The 18,789-nt window shown below is 44.9% G+C and carries 6 protein-coding genes; 2 read left to right on the top strand and 4 right to left on the bottom strand.

Annotated elements, in window-relative coordinates:
* Positions 1-19 precede the first annotated feature (19 nt).
* Positions 20-1,831 (bottom strand): DUF1573 domain-containing protein, encoded by a 1,812-nt coding sequence (locus K9J17_03335; protein MCF8275745.1) that lies wholly within the window; start codon positions 1,829-1,831, stop codon positions 20-22.
* A gap of 60 nt (positions 1,832-1,891) precedes the next feature.
* Between K9J17_03335 and K9J17_03330 the strand changes: the two genes are divergently transcribed.
* Both K9J17_03330 and K9J17_03325 read left to right on the top strand, forming a co-directional pair.
* A complete protein-coding gene (locus K9J17_03330) occupies positions 1,892-2,641 on the top strand; it encodes a gamma-glutamyl-gamma-aminobutyrate hydrolase family protein (protein MCF8275744.1) in 750 nt (249 codons plus the stop codon).
* Positions 2,638-3,999, top strand: a complete 1,362-nt coding sequence (locus tag K9J17_03325; protein ID MCF8275743.1) for an aldehyde dehydrogenase family protein — start codon at positions 2,638-2,640, stop codon at positions 3,997-3,999. The genes K9J17_03330 and K9J17_03325 overlap by 4 nt, the downstream gene beginning before the upstream one ends.
* Before the next feature lie 69 nt (positions 4,000-4,068).
* On the opposite strand, the gene K9J17_03320 is transcribed toward K9J17_03325, so the two are convergent.
* The 3 genes from K9J17_03320 to K9J17_03310 all read right to left on the bottom strand — a co-directional run bounded on the left by K9J17_03320 (position 4,069) and on the right by K9J17_03310 (position 18,678).
* Positions 4,069-8,853 carry an HYR domain-containing protein gene (locus K9J17_03320; GenBank protein ID MCF8275742.1) on the bottom strand — a complete coding sequence of 1,595 codons (4,785 nt, stop codon included), beginning with the start codon at positions 8,851-8,853 and terminating at the stop codon, positions 4,069-4,071.
* 127 nt (positions 8,854-8,980) lie between these two features.
* Positions 8,981-12,310, bottom strand: a complete 3,330-nt coding sequence (locus K9J17_03315) for a T9SS type A sorting domain-containing protein (protein MCF8275741.1) — start codon at positions 12,308-12,310, stop codon at positions 8,981-8,983.
* A 101-nt stretch (positions 12,311-12,411) separates the two neighbouring features.
* Complete coding sequence (locus tag K9J17_03310) at positions 12,412-18,678, bottom strand: HYR domain-containing protein (GenBank protein ID MCF8275740.1); 6,267 nt, start codon at positions 18,676-18,678, stop codon at positions 12,412-12,414.
* Positions 18,679-18,789: the final 111 nt, after the last annotated feature.

The raw sequence follows: 18,789 nt of genomic DNA, 5'->3' as shown, positions 1-18,789 counted from the left end.
GCCGAAATCCGAGTCCAACTCAATGTGTCTCTCCTAAAACGCGGGAACGGTTTTTAATTTCTTCAGCAAGCAATTCTGTTGGGTCTTCATCGTCTCTTACTTGAAGAAAGTTTCCATCACCCATCTCGGCCAGTTTATTCATCATTTTAGCCGCTTCCTTATCCTCGCCAAAGCCGATGATTGAAAGCACAATTCCCTTGTCAGAATTATCCTTCACAAGTTGAATAGCGTCTTTCTCAGAGAATTTAGAGGAGTTGAATTTTCCATCAGTTGCAATAATGAGTTGATTATTTCCACCTTGGATGAGCTGCTTTTCCAGGCTTTCGTAGGCCGTTTCCATTCCTTTTACACCGTTGGTATAACCAAAAGGTTCGAGGCTATCCACCAACGCCAAAATTGCCAGATTATCCTTCACCGGAGTTGGTGGCAGCAGTTCCCACGAATCTGAATTGTACGCAATCATTGTCAGCACATCCACTTCGCGAAGCATCATCACCAACCTGCGAATAGAGGATTTCAGCTTATCCATCTTACCATCGTCATTCATAGAACCAGACACATCCAATAGCAATAGCACATTATTTGGGCGATATTTCTCATTGGAGAATTCAGGCTCCGATTCAGACTCTAAGTCATACTCAACTTCATTCCTTTCAGCCTCAGCCAAAGCCGCTTCAACTTCATTTTCTATTTCCGATGCTTCGACTTCAATCGGCACAGGTTCACGATCAATGATTTCGGATAGTTCAACTTCAGTAGCCAAGGGTCGTACATTTTCCTCTTCCAATTGATCATTCGTGGCTACTCCAAGATCGATGTCTTCTTCATTGACTTCTTCGGCACTTCTGTTTGATTCCGCACCCGCAATCTCTGGCTCTTCCCATTGCTCATTCGAACTAATTCCTAGATCAACGTCTTCGAAATCATTTGTTCGTGCATCAACTGATTCATCCGACATAACCTGATTGATCGTAATTCCAAGATCAATTTCGTCCAACTGCTCACGTTCGTTTTCCAAAACATCATTGGTGGTAATTCCCAAGTCGATAACTTCCTGAACGGGTGCTGATGTCTGATATCTTTCATCTGGTTTCTCATTCACTTCATCCCTCCTATCCTCAACAGCTACAAGCAACTCTTCCGTATTGATTTCAGTCTCGGTCGATCTCCGGTTCAAATAGATTACTTGAGTCCGATCCCTTTTAGTAAAAACGATTTCCTGTTCAGCCTTTTCGTATCCAAGCTTCGAAGCGACCGCAACGTATTTCCCTGACTCAATCCAATTAACGGCAACGCCTTCTAAATTGGTTCCATTCATGGCCTTTCGAATGCCGCGGTCAAACACTTCGACCTTCGCGTTCGGAATAGGACGATTTGTGGCTGCATCCACCACTTGAACCACATTAGGATCAGAGCTTTTTGCTGGTGCTGGATCTTGGAAAGATGGGCACGAAGTAAGGGCATTCGCGTAAATGCTCTTGATATTTCCTTTCACCGTGAGCTGTTGAGACCTGTTTGAAACATTGGTGTAAACCTCAACCGTTTTTGAAAAAGCACCTTGTTCGGAAGTGTAATATTGAATGGTGATCTCGCCAGACTCGCCTGGCTGAAAAGCACGATTGGGATAACGGACCAACACATCACGACTATGCTTCTGTGGCAAGAACATCAGCTTAGTCTTTCCTGTGTTGGTAAACTTGAAAGTCGCTTCAGGACTATTCCAATCGCGAACAGTTCCAAAATTGATTGAGGTTGTTTCCCACTTGACATTCTGCCCTAAAAGCGCAAGCGGAACAAGAGCCAAGAAAAGTGTCTGAATTAGCAACTTCATACAGCGATAAAGTTAAGGAACGCTGCAAGCACGGACGTATTGCAAATGTATCTTTGCGCCATGATCAAAATCGGAGTTTCTGCGTGCTTTTTCCATCCTGACCTAGACAGGACAACCTTCGGACCGAAAACACTTTCGTACCTCGAAAACGACATGGCCGCTTACATTGCAAGACCTAATGTAATGCCAGTACTTATTCCTGAATTGCCGAAAGCTGAAAAGCTGGCAATCATCAAGGAAATGGATGGTTTGGTGCTGCAAGGTGGTGCCGATCTAGCGCCTGAATCTTATGGCGAAGCACCCATAGGAAGATGGCTAGGAGATCGTATCCGAGATGAGTATGAATTGGAACTGATGGATCTTTTCATCAAGGAAGAAAAGCCGGTTCTTGGCATTTGCCGAGGCTTTCAACTCATGAACGCCTATTACGGAGGAACACTTTTTCAGGACATTGACACTCAACGGCCTGAAAGCATCAAGCACCGCGATGCGATTGAATATGACCATGTACATCACGGAGTACGGTTCGAACCGGGTTCGTTCTTAGAATCATTGTATAAGAATTCGGAAACCCCGATGGTCAATTCTGTTCACCATCAGGCCGCAAAAGACATTGGAAAAGGACTTATTCCGCAAGCCTATTGCATAGAAGATGGGATTCTGGAGGCATTCATCCACGAAAATGCTGAACCTGGAAAGATATTGGGTGTGCAATGGCATCCCGAATTCTTCCACACCTTGGGCAATAAGCTTATCGATCCGTTTAAGATCATCAACACATTTTTGTCATTCGCTAAAACAGATAAATGAAAATCATCAATCCCGCTACAGAAGCGGTCATTAAGGAGATTGCAGAAGATACCGCTGCATCCATTCAAAGCAAATATGAGGCTGCTAAAGCTGCTCAGAAACAATGGGCGCAAGTGCCATTGAAGGAGCGAATTGCTTGCATTGCCAAGTTCAATGAGCTTATGTTGGCCAATGCCAATAAGATTGCAGCAGACCTAAGTGCCGAGGTCGGAAAACCGCTTGGTCAGGCCAAAGGAGAAATAAACGGAGGTGTTGGCAGAAGTCAGTATTTCGTTGAGAACAGTGAGAAATACCTGGCAGAAGAGTGGATGGTTACTGAAGGAGCTACTCGGGAAAAACTGATGTATGAACCACTTGGCGTAATTGCCAATATTTCCGCATGGAACTACCCTATTCTGGTTGGAATGAACGTATTTATTCCAGCGCTTATCGGTGGAAACGCAGTGCTCTACAAGCCATCAGAATTCAGCACGCTTACGGGTTTGAACATGGCTGATATGCTTTGGCAAGCAGGCGTTCCGAAGGATGTTTTTCAAGTGGTGATAGGAGCGAAAGACGCTGGAGAAGCCCTTTTGAATTTGCCGTTGAACGGATATTTCTTCACTGGTTCATACGGCACAGGAAAATACATTGCAGAACGTGTTGCCAGCAAACTCGTTCCAGTTGGATTGGAACTTGGTGGAAAAGACCCAATGTATGTTTGCGAAGACGTTGATGTAAAATCAGCCGCTGCAGCAGGTGTTGAAGGAGCTTTTTACAACAATGGCCAAAGTTGTTGTGCGGTAGAACGGATTTACGTTCACGAGGATATCTATGAGGATTATGTGGCTGCTTTCGTAGAAGAAGCAAAGACCATGAAGTTGGGCGCACCGAGCGAAGAAGGAACCTTTATTGGGCCACTTACTCGGTCTCAACAAGTGGCCGTGTTGGAACAACAGGTTGCTGATGCCGTTGCTAAGGGTGCTGAACTTTTACTGGGAGGCAAACCAACAGGTGGTAATGGCTACTACTTTGAACCTACTGTTCTAACCAATGTAGATCACAGCATGCAAGTGATGCTGGATGAAAGTTTCGGGCCTATAATCGGAATCCAGAAAGTGAAGAGTGATGCAGAAGCTGTTAAGCTGATGCTAGACACTCCTTACGGATTGACTTCGGCTGTTTATACGCTTGACGAGTCGCGTGCACTTGGATTGATGAATCAATTGAATTCTGGTACCGTTTACTGGAATTGCTGCGATCGTGTAAGCCCAAACCTTCCTTGGAGCGGACGTGGTGCATCAGGCCTAGGTTCAACCCTTTCGCATGCAGGAATCAGAACCTTTGTACAGCCTAAAAGCTACCACTTGAGAGGATAGTTTCTTGATCTACGTCAATTAAAAAAGCCCCGCTAATAGCGGGGCTTTTCTTTTATACAACTTCAAGTTTTACTGTTGCTTGATGAGTTTTACAACAGTAGTCTGATTGTCAGCGCGAATTCTCAAGAAGTAAACACCATCAGGCATTTCGCTCAGATCATATTGCTTACGCATTTGGCTTGTGTTTCCAATTGCATCGTCCATCCAAATCTGCTTACCGATCACATCGAACAATCCAATGCTGAGGTTCATTTGCTGAACCAAGTCAACCTCTACAGTGAACAGCCCATTATTCGGATTTGGATAAACATTAACGTTACCATCAAAATTCGCTTCTTCAATCCCTACACAACATGACATCTCATAATTAAAGGAACATCCTTCGCAACCACCAGCATCAACTACGCAAACGGAATAGTTTCCACTACCTGTACCGGCAATGTCATATGTAGCACCAGTAGCACCAGGAATTGGGTCTCCATTCAAATACCATTGATACGTACTGAAATCAGTGGCATTGGTCATGGTCAGAATATCGCCAGACTCTTGAACGATAGGCTCTGGGTCAGTAACAGTAACGATAACCGGATCTGCAACCATCGAACTGTCGATACATCCATTTCCGTCCAAAACAACCACGTAATACTGACCTGATTCAATGATAGTGACAACTTGTGTTGTAGAACCGTGACTCCAGAGGTATGATGCATATCCAGGTCCTGCGTCCAAATGAACAGATTCACCAACACAGAATTCCAATGGTCCATCCCAAGTGATCACTGCACCTGGTTGAGGCTCATTCATAACAGTAACCACTTGTGCTGTTCCAACACAACCATATTGGTTAGTTACTGTAAGCGTTACCGTCTCCGAAGTATATACTGCCTCTTCATAGGTGGTAGATCCGGTCGACCAATCATAACTTGAATATGATTGATCCGTAGTTAGATAAGCAGAATCCCCAATACAGAACTGAACACCTCCAGATATCACAGGCGCAGGAATAGGATTAACTATAACTGCTATCTGATCCCCCCCAATACAACCGTTGCCATCAACTACAGTTACTTCGTAAATACCAGTCACACTAGCTTGTACTGTTTGGGTTGTTTCTCCAGTATTTGTCCAATCATAAGAGTTGTATCCGATACCTGCATCAAGTGTAATGCTACAAACAGTTGTGTCATTACCTAAATCAACCTGCGGTGCTTGTAAAACGATATAATCATCTGAAGCAGTAGTTGAACAACCATTTGCAGCTGTATACGTGTAATCAACATTGATAGCTCCTGGACCAGCAAGGTCTGGGAAGAAAAGGTCACCGATAATTGGGAATCCATTATAGACAACCGTATAAGTACCTCCTGCTGGAGACCCCTCTACAAATTCTATTTCGGCACCATTCGAACACGCTTGATTCGAGAACGCCAAGGTTACAGATGGATTAGGAAGCACCTGATACGTCAAACCTGGACTAGTCGCAGTACAGCTGTTCACATCTGTGCCAGTAACGGCCACTGTCTGCCCATCAACTAGCGTTGAGTTCAGGTATGGATTCGTTGATCCAACAGAAACTCCATCAAGGAAAAACTCGAACGTGCTAGCACTACTTGCCGCTGCAGTAAACTCAATCTCCGTCCCCTCACAAATGATAAGACCGGACGGGCTTGCAACCAAAGAAACACTAAGGGTACCTGGGTCGCTTAACGAAGCAGCATCACTTGATTCACATCCATTAGAATCAGTAACCGTAACAGAGTAAGCTCCAGCAGGAACCCCAATCGCATTCGCAGTAGTGAAACTATTAGACCAAGCATATGTGTAAGCTGGAACACCCCCAATAACAATTGTATTTATCTGACCATCAGAAGCTCCACAAGTACTCGGATTGAGAAGAGAAGATATGCCGATCTGAATCTCGGGATGAACCGTGTAGGTAACAGGTGCACTGGTAGCAGCGCAAAGTTGTGTGTCCAATCCCATCACTGCGATGATATCGCCATCCATCAAGGAATCTGTAACGAATGGATTGTTTGTGGTAACCTGCTGACCGTTTACGAAGAATACATACGTAGTTGCTCCGGTTCCGGTAAACGTTACCGACTCGCCACCGCATATTGTGCTATTTGTAGCTGTTGAAGCCAGAGTAACTGGACTTGAGCCAACATCACTTAGAGATGCGCTTGTAGCTGCAGTACATCCAGCATCGTCAGTCGCCAACACAAAATAATTGCCAGCATTAAGAGTCGCAACCGTTGGACCAACATCACCATTGCTCCAAGTATAAGTGTAGCCTGGGGTTCCACCACTAGCTTCAGCAGTAATCGCACCATCTGTTGCACCACAAGAAGTAGGATCAGAGCTACTGGTTATTGCAATTGTAGGGCTAGGGTTAACTGTAACCGTGATGCCAGTACTTTCAACGTCACAACCATTGCCATCAGTACCTACAACAGTCACAACTTGCCCATCAACAAGAGCAGTTGCTACAAAGACTGCTGTGGAACTAGCTGGTCCTTGAGACACACCATCAACAAAGAATTCATACGAAAGTGCTCCTGAAGCGAAGAACGAAATGCTTTGCCCAACACAAATCACGTTATCGGTATCATTGGAAATCAACGAAATAATTGGACCTGGATTGACGGTCGGATAAATGATATTACTTGTAGCAGTACAGTTGTTCGCATCCGTTCCTGTTGCTGCTACTGACTGAGCATTAGTAAGAGCGGTGGTCGTATACGGATTAGTAGTGGAAACTGACTGTCCATCAACAAAGAAGTTGTAGGTAACAGAACCAGATGCAGTGAATGTGATTGACTCTCCAGCGCAAATAATGTTGTTAGGATCTTCTGAACTTGCTAACGTTACAGAGGCAGCACCTGGATCATTCAAGGCATAGGTTTCGTTGGAAAAACAACCACGATTATCTGTTACGGTCACAAAATATGGTCCTGCTGGTAGCCCAGAAATGTTTGGTGTAGTTTCAGAATTACTCCACAAGTATGTATAAGGTGGTAATCCTCCAGAAACACTCGTAATTACAGTGCCATCAGAAGCTGCACACGCACTTGGGTCAGATACAGTTTCGTCAATCAGCGGATTATCATGAACGGTCATCGCAAGTCCTTGCGTTGTGTAAGTACAGAAATTGTAATCCGTACCTGTCACATAAATATTATCTCCGTTTTGCAACGCATTAGTTACAAATGGATTTTGCGTTGAAACTGGAATGCCATTAACGTAAAACTGATATTGAAATGCTCCCGAAGCGGTAAACGTTACAGTCTCTCCCACACAAATTATGTTATCGATATCACTACTTACAACAGATACAACCGATGCACCTGGATCATTTAAGGAAACTGACGAAAAATCAGTACATCCATTTTGATCAATGAGTTCAACCTCATAAGGACCTGCAGCAAGTCCTACAATTGTAGCACCAACCGATCCGTTGCTCCAGACAAACGTATAAGGAGGTGTTCCACCGCTACCAACTGCCGTTATAGTACCATCAGCCGCTCCACATGCGCTTGGACTTGTAATTCCACTGAAACCTACAGTTGGAGCGGCAGTTACATTCACAAGTACGTTGACGCACACAGTACTATTACAAGAACTTTCAGCCCTAACGAAATAGTTTGCAGTGGACAATGGATTTACTGTGATACTCTGTCCTGCACCAACCAACTGACCTCCACAACTTCCAATGTACCAATACCATTGGGCATTGGTTCCCAATGTTCCGCCATTAACGGAAAGTGTTACAGGTGCACCAGAACAAACCGCAGTGGTACTTGCAGTGACTGATGTGGGATCGGTAGAAGGAACATCCACAACAACATTGAATGAACAAGAAGCCACATTTGCAGAAGCGTCAACTGCATCATATGTTACTACTGTCGTTCCAGGAGCAAAAGTTCCGCCACTTGCTGGACCAGAGCTTAAACTTAACGTAACCCCCGAGCAGTTATCTGACGCAATTGGAAGTGGATAATTGACCACCGTATTGCATCCCGCGAAAACAGTACCAGGACAAGTGATAGTTGGATTCTGATTATCTATAACAGTTACGTTAAAACTTTGAGTAGCAATATTCCCGTAAGGGTCAGAAGCTTGAAAAGTAACAGGAGTCACCCCTGTTGTGAACAAGCCACCGTTCGTTGGACCGCTCAATTGAGTTAATGTTGCAGTACATGCGTCAGTTGCAGTCACAGGTGTCCAACTAACCGTTGAGGTACATGAACCTAGGTCTGCATTTACGGTAATATCAGCAGGAAGTGTTATCAGAGGAGCAGTTACGTCACCATCCACGCTCACCTGAACTTCATAAAAAGTAATACAAAGAGGCGCACCTATATTGTTATCACCAGCTTCTAAATGCCACGAACCGAAAGGAGATTGACCATTATAAACCGCAAGACTGCCTGCATTGGGCCCAAAAGTCCCAGTAACAGGAGTTCCAGAAGGAATAGCATTTCCATCACTAAACGTGGTGGTGACCGAGGTAGTCGAAACAGCGCCAGACCAGGTTCCAGCAACGGCAAGATCTTGAGTGGCAGTTGGGCCAACTATTCTGAAGCTAGTCTCATTATGGAAAGAATTACCTCCAGTAGGCGCAGTACAAGTGCCTGCTGTTTTGGCCCATTCAATCACAACATTAACATCAGAAACCACGCAGCCAGTAGTAAAGTCAGTTGAAGCAAAAGAGACAGGGGTCAATGGGAAGACCTGATTATCGACTGAGACCGAACTTGCGTTGTAGAAAGATCTAGAAACTGTTTCAATCTGAGAAAAAGCAGTCTCAGAACAAATAGAAGCAGCAAAAATGAACAGTAATATTTTTTTCATATCGGGGTTGCCTAAAATTCACAGTTGATAAGTGAACGAAATTAATGTTTTTTCTTCTCGTTGAACATATCTCACAACAAATTCAACAAGGTGTTTAAAATCATGGGGATCTGATAAAAGCCCCTTCTTACTTTTTGACAATTCGGTGAACGATTGCTCCATTGTTCGTTGTAACCCGCAAAAAGTAAACGCCCGATGCCAACGTATTCAAGTCGAATGACTTCTGAACGCTCGAAACGGGAGTACCGAAGAAATATGCAATCATTTCCTTTCCAGCAATATCAAATATGAGGATCGAGACTTCCGTTTCATTGACAAATTCCGCCTCGAGCGTAATCATGCCCGAAGTTGGATTCGGATAAATGTTCAAATAACTTAAGTCATTTATCTCTCCGATTCCAACACAACACGTCATCTCGTAGTTTGGCGAAAAGCCCATACATCCATTATCATCAGTCCCTGATGCTGTGTAATTTCCACTTGACGTAATGACGTAAACGGATCCATTTTCTCCCGAGATTGGATTTCCGTTGTAATACCATTGAATTGCCCCAAAATCGCCAGCATTCGTAATAATAAGCGAATCCCCTGATTGAACAATCACTGGTTGAGGCTCGAATACGGTCACAGAGACCGGTGTGGCAAGTAATGTGCTATCTACACAACCATTCAAGTCAATCACGCTCACTCCATACAGACCAGATTCTGTTACCGTAATAGTTTGACTGGTTGAACCACTCGACCACAAATAAGAGGAATAATTCGAACCTACACTGAGAACAACATTTTCACCTGTGCAAAACTCAAACGGTCCATCACCCGATATCTGAGGACTAGGCTGTGGATAGATGCTTACATCAACAGAAGAGCTATTGACACATCCTTGTGCACTTGTTACTGTCAACGTTACTTGCTGAGCTGAATTCACAGCAATACTATCATTTGAAGAACCGGATGACCACTCGTAACCAACGTATCCAACCGGGGCAGCAAGAATTACGCTGTCTCCTGGACAAAACGACAATGGTCCAAGCGCATTTATGGCCGCGTTTGGTAGCGAATTAACACTCACTTGAACAATTTGCGATATGCCAGTGCAGCCTAGATCGTCTTCCACGATAACATAATAGTCTCCTGATTGAGTGACCGTAAGCGAATCAGCTGTGGTGCTTCCGTCAGACCAAAGATATGTAGCAAATCCAGCATCAGAGCTTAATGTAACCTCGCCTCCTACGCAGAATGAAGTAGGACCATCGGGAATAACCACCAGGTTAAGTGGTTCACTAACCCCAACTTGCACCTGATCTTGTCCTACACAACCGTTGGCATCGGTTACAAAAACCGTGTAAATCCCAGTGTTGTCAATCGTTAACGTTTGAGTTGTGTCTCCTGAAGGGCTCCAAGAATACGAGTTGAAGCCTATTCCAGCATCGAAAGTTATCGTGTTCTGTCCGCAAATGGTTGTATCCTCGATTCCAAGATCAACGGTCGGCCCGGGAGTCACCGTTATTTCCTGATATACTGGAATTGACCAACCGCAACATTCATCCTTTACCCGAAGTTTCACATAAAAAGTTCCAACCGAATTAAAGGTATGAGAGCTACTTGTAGACGAAGCTCCACCTGTGGGTACTGCACCGATTGCACTAGACACAATCGACCACTCATAACTTGCACCAACTGTAGGCGTATTGAGGTCAACTGACGCTCCGACACAGAGGCTGGAAACAGGGAGGCTATTCATTAAAACCTCTATCACCGGCAATGGTCTAGAAGTTACAATATCAATGTAATCGTTATAAACTGTTCCGCTGATCACTACATTCTGCTGACCCGTTGTTCCATAATACACGGCAACATTATTTGAAGCAATTGTGAAACTGCTGGTATTCAAGTCAAGATCATTGACCAGTTGTGCATTCCCCATTCCTGTGAGATCAAAACTTCCACCGTTTTTAGAGATCGTAATTTCAGAATTCGTACATCCTTGATTTTGAAAAACCGTAACAGGACTGTAGGTTGATGGAACTGTAGTCCCTAAAACATTTAGTGCCGTTCCAGTTGATGCGGATGCTAACGCAACACCACTAGCTCCAGAAGCACCGTTGCCGCCTGAACCACCAGAGCCTCCTGCACCTCCATCCCCACCTTCACCAATTTCTGAGGAACAAGCCGTTGCCCCATTTCCCCCATTTCCACCAGCAGCTCCACTTCCTCCTAGTCCACCTGCACCTCCAGCACCCGCGGCACCTGGATTCAATTCTGTATCAATTATGTTCCCGTTAGAACCGTTGCTCCAAGCAAAAACCCCATATGTGGAGCCACCACCATAACCACCAGTTCCTCCAGTTCCAGCTTGACCTCCGCCACCGCCAGCACCACCTGCATTTCCTGGTCCATCATCACAAAGAGAGCAGCCTTGACCGCCACCGCCACCGCCACCGCGACCGCCTTTTCCAGCAATTCCGTTCACACCAGCACTGGCCTGAGCCCCGGGAATGAAAAACCCACCTGAAACCGTACCAGCAGGTGAGCTTGCACCGTTTGCTCCAGCAGTTCCATTTGCTCCTGCACTTCCGTTCGCTCCGTCACCTCCTGGATCTCCTCCGCCTCCTGCTGTTCCTCCCCCTGTTGTATTAGCGGGAGAACTAGCAACTCCACCACCTTCTTGTCCTGCTTGACCAGCATTGGATCCTTCTACACCTCCATTGCCGCCTTTTCCACCTCCGCCACCATTTACACCAGTGCCATCTTGACCAGCAGCAGTTCCACCACCGCCAAGACCACCCGCGCCTCCAGGAGCTCCAGCTCCAGCATTGCACCATGGGAAGAAACAACCATCACAATTTCCTTGTTGACCGAGATCGCCATTAGCGCCTGAAAGCCCATTTTGTCCTGCTACTCCACCTGCTCCGTCTGAAGCATCGCCCGTATTAACAACAACCCGTGAAATGGTATAATCTGAACTTCCATCCAAGTACAGTCCATAAATATTTCTTCCTCTGTTATCCGTTGTTCCAGTTGCCCCAGCTAATTTTACATTTATAGTCAAATTGCGTAAAACGAATCCTGTTAAACCAGAAGCTTCCACTCCTACGTAGTGACCAACATCGGTTCCACCAATGTTAACGGTTTCCAATGGTGGAATCACGTTAAAGTTGGTATTCACATTACTGGAAAGAACCCAATCTGAACCACTTATCTGATAGCCTCCTTCAATAGTGACATCAGAAACAAGGAGAATCTTATCCGAAAAGCTATAGGTTCCGCCAAGTACCCTGATATGGTTACGAGCTGGTGTCACATTTGCAAGTGCATATGCAAATGTGACCGGCTGGTCAGATGTTCCTAATGTTCCCGCTCCCGTAGGGGACACATACCAAAAGTCGCAGTTTGACTGAGCAAAAGACGAAGCTGAAATAAACAGGAATAAACAGACTGATACAAACTTGTTCATGTATTTGAGGCTATAATTAATCTGCTAAAAGTACAACGAACTGTCGTCAATACTAATTATTGACACCTTCAATTTGACCATCTGTTCCTCAACGAGGAATTTCAATTCTTTACCACAGACCTTACAACAACACCCTGAGGCATTGACAATTGTACAAAATACACGCCTGCATCAAGATGTGAAATATTGAATTCTTTTCTAATTGTGGAAACTCCAGAAATATATTCTGGCACCATGATTTCTCGTCCCACTACGTCTCGTAACGCTAGCGTAACATCAGTGTTTATTCCTAATTCAGCTTGTAATGTAAAAGTTCCGTTGGTCGGATTTGGGTATAGTTCAAGGTCTACCAAACTTTCCAAATCGAAGACTCCAGTAAATGTGAACTCAACATTGAAAGACGTTCCTGTACAACCATTTTCATCCCACGCTTCAACGTAGTAATTCCCACTTACCAACGGGACATAAACGTCTGCAGTAGCTCCAGGAATAGGACCTCCATTCAAATACCATTGATATTGATTAAACGGTCCGTTAGTCACAACTACGCTATCTCCCTGCTGCATTGCAATTGGCTGCGGTTCCCAAACTTCTATATGAATTGGATTTCCGAGTAGAGTACTGTCCAGACAATTGTTGGCATCAAGTACAGTGACTGAAATGTCCCCAGTATGAGTTACAACAATTGACGGAGTGGTTGAACCTGTGGACCATAAGTATGAATTATATGGACCGGGCTGAACCGATAAGCTTACGCTTTCTCCATTACAAAATTCAGTGGCACCACTAGCTACAATTGTAGGTGGAATAGAAATGTTTATCGTTACCTGAACAGGAGAAGAAGTCGCCTCACACCCATTATTCGGATCCTGAACAGTTACTGCATAAGTCCCAGATTGAGTAACCGTTATGGAAGAAGTTCCCTCACCATTTGGGCTCCAGTCGTAGTTGGCAAAATTGGAACTAGCAGAGAGAACAACCGAATCACCGCTGCAAACTGCGATTGGCCCGGCTGGAGAAATCACAGCATTAGGTAGCTGAAGAACGGACACTATTGCTTCATCGCTTCCGCCACAACCAAATTGATCCCAAACTTGAAGTTCTACTACGCCCGATGTATTGACATCGATAGTTGATGTCTGTTCTCCCGTGCTCCAGAGGTAGGTAAAATATCCTGAGCCACCATCAAGCGTTACGCTCTCTCCATCGCAGAAACTCAGTGGCCCGCTGGCAACAATTACAGGATCTAAAAGATTACTTACAGTAACGGCCACGTCATCCGTTCCAATGCACCCATTTCCATCAGTTACTTGAACTGTAAATGCTCCTGTGGTTGTCACATTTATTGATTGAGTGATTTCCGTTGTTGACCATAAATATGTAGCTCCATTGTTACCAGCATTCAAGTTCAATACTTGACCAGTACATATCGTTGTGTCATTTCCAAGATCCACCACAGGTGGCTGATTAACGACTACTTGAATTGGAGCCGATGTTCCAGAACACCCTTCATCTGAAGTCACGATCACATTGTACGATCCAGCTTGGGTGATCGTAGTGGTTTGGCCGTTCGTGCTATTACTCCAATTATAAACCGAATAACCACCTCCAGCATTCAAGACAAGGTTGCTTCCTGCACATATCTCTGAAACACCTCCAGGTGTAATGACAGGAAGCGGTAAGTCATTTACTTGTACTTGCTGATCAATACTATTTGTACAGCCATTCACATCAGTATATGTGTACGTAACAGTATGAAGACCAACACCAGCAGCAACTGGGCTGAAGGCGCTTCCGATAATTCCTGTTCCGGAGAATGTTCCACCAACGGGATTCCCAACCAGAGAAGCATTTGAAGCATTCTCACAATAACTAGCAGCCAATCCAGTGAACGATACGACCGGAAGTTCATTGATAGTGACCGATTGGTCTTCAAAACTCGTACATCCGAATGGGTCGGAGTAAGTGTAAGTGACGGTATGAATTCCCGCTCCCGCGTTTACAGGCACGAAGTCATTTCCGCTTATTCCTAAACCACTGAAGTTTCCACCGGCAGGAACACCTGTAAGAGTGTAAGAGGTCGCGTCATCTTCACAATAAGCCATAGACAATCCCGTGAAAGATACCACTGGAAGTCCATTTACATCAACAGCTTGAGTTTCGCTATCCGTGCAGCCGTTTAGATCTGTGTAAGTGTAAGTGATAAAAATTGTTCCAACTCCAGCTATAGAAGGCACAAAGCTATTTCCACTAATGCCAAGACCTGAAAAGGTTCCTCCAGCTGGCGACCCGGTCAAAGCAACAGGAGACGTTTGATCAATGCAGTAATTTGGCAAAAGACCAGAGAACGAGACAACTGGTAGCGGATTGAAGACAACAATCACATCCTCAGAGTCAGAACATCCACTATTGTTTTCCGTCCAAGTAAATGTGTACTGTCCAGTCGCATCCACAGTGACAATTGCATTTGGTGTGTTTCCATCTGGAGAAAAGGTAGCAGACCCTGGTCCGGTGAAAGTCCAAGTTCCTACACCCACACTTGCAGTTGCATTAAGGTTAAAGTCAAGATCACATTCTGAACCTCCATTACCAGCATTGGCTACCGGCTGTTGATAGAAATTAACAGTAATTGTAGCTGCGTCCGAACATATTCCGTTAACCTCGGTCCATGTAAAATCGTACGAACCGTACGTATCTACAGTAACAGCTCCAGTCGCACTATTTGCATTGCTGAAAAAGGCATTTCCAGCACCAGTGTAGGTCCATGTTCCTGTACCAAAACTAGATACTCCCGAAAAAGTGAAATTAAGGTCACATTCATCACCTCCTTGCCCAGCATCAGCAACTGGTTGATCGTAGAGATTAACTTGAACATCATCCGAATCAACGCAAGAACCGTTCGTTTCAGTCCAAGTAAACGTGTAAGCTCCTGATTGAGTAACAGTAACGGCGGTGTTCGGATCAGCATCATCAAGGAATGAAGCAGAACCTGGTCCAGAAGAAGTCCACAATCCATTTCCATAGCTAGGCACTGCCGAGAGCACAAAGTCAAGATCACATTCGTTACCTCCATTTCCAGCATCTGCAACAGGCTGCTGGTAAAAGTTCACAGTTACTGTTGATGCGTCCGAACAACTTCCATTTGTTTCTGTCCAAGTAAACTCATAAGAGCCGTACGTATCTACGGTTACCAGAGAAACGGGAGAAACTGCATTATTAAACGTTGCAACTCCAGGTCCGCTGGTAATTGACCAAACACCTAGACCAACACTCGGAGTAGAAACTAACAGGAAGTTCAGATCACATTCATCACCGCCAGTTCCAGCATCGGCCACTGGTTGCTCATAGAAATTAACGGTAACGGAAGCTGCATCTGAACAGGTTCCATTGATCTCATTCCAAGTGAAGGTGTAAGTTCCATAAGCCGATACAGTAACATCTGTAGTCGCATCAAGATCGTTTGTAAAACTTGCCGTTCCAGGTCCAACAGAAGTCCAAAGTCCAACCCCGACAGAAGCGACACCAGTGAAAGTGAAATCCAAATCACATTCGTCTCCTCCCAATCCCGCATTTGCGGTTGGTTGTTCGTAGAAATTAACCGTTATAGTTGCAGCGTCACTGCAAGTCCCATTGACCTCTGTCCAAGTAAAGTCGTAAGTGCCATATTGTGAAACCGATACGGTTGATGTAGGGCTTGATGCATTCGAAAATGTTGTGTTTCCAGGATCAGATGACGTCCATGTTCCAGTACCTGAGCTAGCGATTGCATTTAAAGCAAAGTCAAGGTCACATTCATCTCCACCAGACCCTGCATTCGCAACTGGTTGTTGATAGAAATTTACGGTTACCTGATCTACAGAAACACAATTACCACTGGTCTCAGTCCAAGTGAACACGTATGTTCCGTCATTACTTACCGTAGCGGTGGCTGTAGGACTATTCGGAGAACTGTACGTAACAGCACCAGGCCCTGTTGCTGTCCAAACTCCCGTTCCTACGCTTGGCACTGCAGAAAAAGTGAAATTCAAATCGCACTCATCGCCACCTGACCCGGCATTCGACACTGCCAGTTGATCAAAGACCACAGAAATAGAAGCTGAATTAGAACAGCCGTTGTTGTCCTCGGTCCATATCAGAGAATAGGTCCCGTATGTATCAACATCAACCACCGCATTTGGATCGTTGGCATCTGGAGTAAATGTCGCTGTTCCAGGACCAATTGCTGACCATGTGCCAACACCGACACTTGGCGTAGCCCCTAATTGAAAGTTCAGGTCACACTCAGCTCCTCCAAATCCTGGATTTGGAGATGGAACTTGATAGAAATTGACCGTAACTTCATCAAAATCGGAACATTCGCCATTTACTTCGGTCCATCTGAAAACATAAGTACCAACCGCAGAAACTTGCACTATTGATGTTGCACTATTGATGTCAGAGAAAAATGGCAATCCAGGACCACTGACCGTTGTCCAAGTTCCAACACCTACTGTTGGAACAGCAGAAAAAGTAAAATCCAGATCACACTCATCACCACCAGCGCCAGCATCTGCTACAGGCTGAGCGTCAACCGAAACCTGTTGCACTTGAGAATCAGTACATCCATTTATATCGGTGAATTCATATGTTATATCGTACGGTCCAGTTGGCCCTGCACCAGAAGGGCTAAAAGTCGCAGTACCAGTACCTAATGGAGCAATTCCAGTACCTGAGAATGAACCTCCATTTTGATTTCCCGTGAGCGTCACATCGGCATCAGACACACAATAAACTTGATCCAATCCACTAAAGTTAACTACCGGAATAGGCGTTACTACAACAGATGCTGTCCCCAAAAACCCAGAGGTTCGAGCGCAACCTGTTGCGTCTTGAATAGAAGTATAGCTGTAAGTAACGGAGGTTGGCGGTACAATCGTGTACGTGTCGCCACTTTGAACTCCGTTGACAGTGAAAACTGAAATACCGTCTGTAAACGAAACATTAAAGGGACCAGAACCAGAGGAAAAAGTGAATGTGATGTCAGTTGGATTTCCTTGACATACAGATGTAGGAGGCAAAGACAGTGTTCCATTAGGCACAGGATCTACTGTTACCGTAAATGAACAATCATTTTGATTGCCTGATGCATCAATAGCCAAGTATGTGACCGTTGTAGTTCCTGACGGAAAGGATAATCCAGTAGGATAACCTGCAGTGAGGACGGTTTGCACACCAGAACAATTATCAGTTCCAACAGGTGTAGAATAAGTAACCAGAGCTCCACAGCTACCATTGGTAGACACAGTATTGATGTTTGCTGGGCAACTAATAGCAGGGTCTTCAATATCGAGAACCTCAACCTGAAAAGAACAATCACCTGTGTTGCCAGCAGCATCTGTTGCTCGGAACGTAACAGTAGTGTTTCCAACAGGGAAACTCGAACCGCTTGTTGGGCCTGCAATTTGAGCTACGGTAGCACCCGGACAGTTATCAGATGGGGTTGGGGTTGTGAAACTCACGTTAGCTGCACAGTTTCCACTTGGAGCATTGGCACTAGGGTTTACAGGACAGGCCACAGTTGGGTTTTGATTATCTGTAACCGTAACTGTAAACGAATGTGTAGTGACATGTGAATAAGGATCAACCGCCTGATAGGTTACAGTAGATGTTCCAATCGGGAAAGCGCTTCCGCTTGGAAGACCTGCTGTTTGCGATAAGGTAACCGAACATTGATCAGTAGCTACCGGAGTTGGCCAGGTGACAACCGCAGTACAGTTACCTGGATCCGTATTTACATTGAAATTTGATGGGGCGGAAGTAAAAACGGGAGAATCCGTATCTGTAGAAGTCGTAATTCTCACAGAATAGGACACCAAGCAAACCGGATCGTCAATATCGTTGTCACCAACCCTTAAATTCCAATTACCGAACGGCACATCACCAATGTAATTGTCAAGATTTCCATTGTTCGGACCATAAGTTCCAGTTGCGGGCGTTCCAGATGGAATGGTGGACCCTTGATTGAAGGTTGTAATAACATTATTGGTCGTGGCATTACCAGACCAAGTAGCAGGTTGAGCCAAAACCTCATTCCCTGTTGGCCCATCAATCCTAAAGCTTGTTTCTTCGTGATAAGAACTACCGCCAGTTGGCGCAGAACAAGTTCCATCTGTCTTCGCCCAATTGATAATCACATCTACATCAGATACTCGGCAACCTGAGGTAAACTGCCCTTGATTGAATGTAACCGCGGGAGCCGAGTAGCCATAGTTCCCTACATTATCGATAGTAACCGAACTTGGTGCACTCCAAGTCTGAGTCACTTGTTGAGCACTCGAGACACTTGCAAAGGCAGTGAAAACGAATAGAAATGAATAAATGTTCTTCATGTGAATGGTCTCAAATAATTTTTTCGGACAATTGTCATAAAAGTGCCAGATCAGTAAAAATATACATTAAATCGAACGAACGCCTCCGTTAGTCGATCAATTGAAATAACT

This window comes from Flavobacteriales bacterium (genome assembly GCA_021739695.1).
GTDB lineage: Bacteria > Bacteroidota > Bacteroidia > UBA10329 > UBA10329 > UBA10329.
The sequence above is the reverse complement of the archived record's forward strand: the minus strand, read 5'-3'. Positions and strand labels throughout refer to the sequence as shown.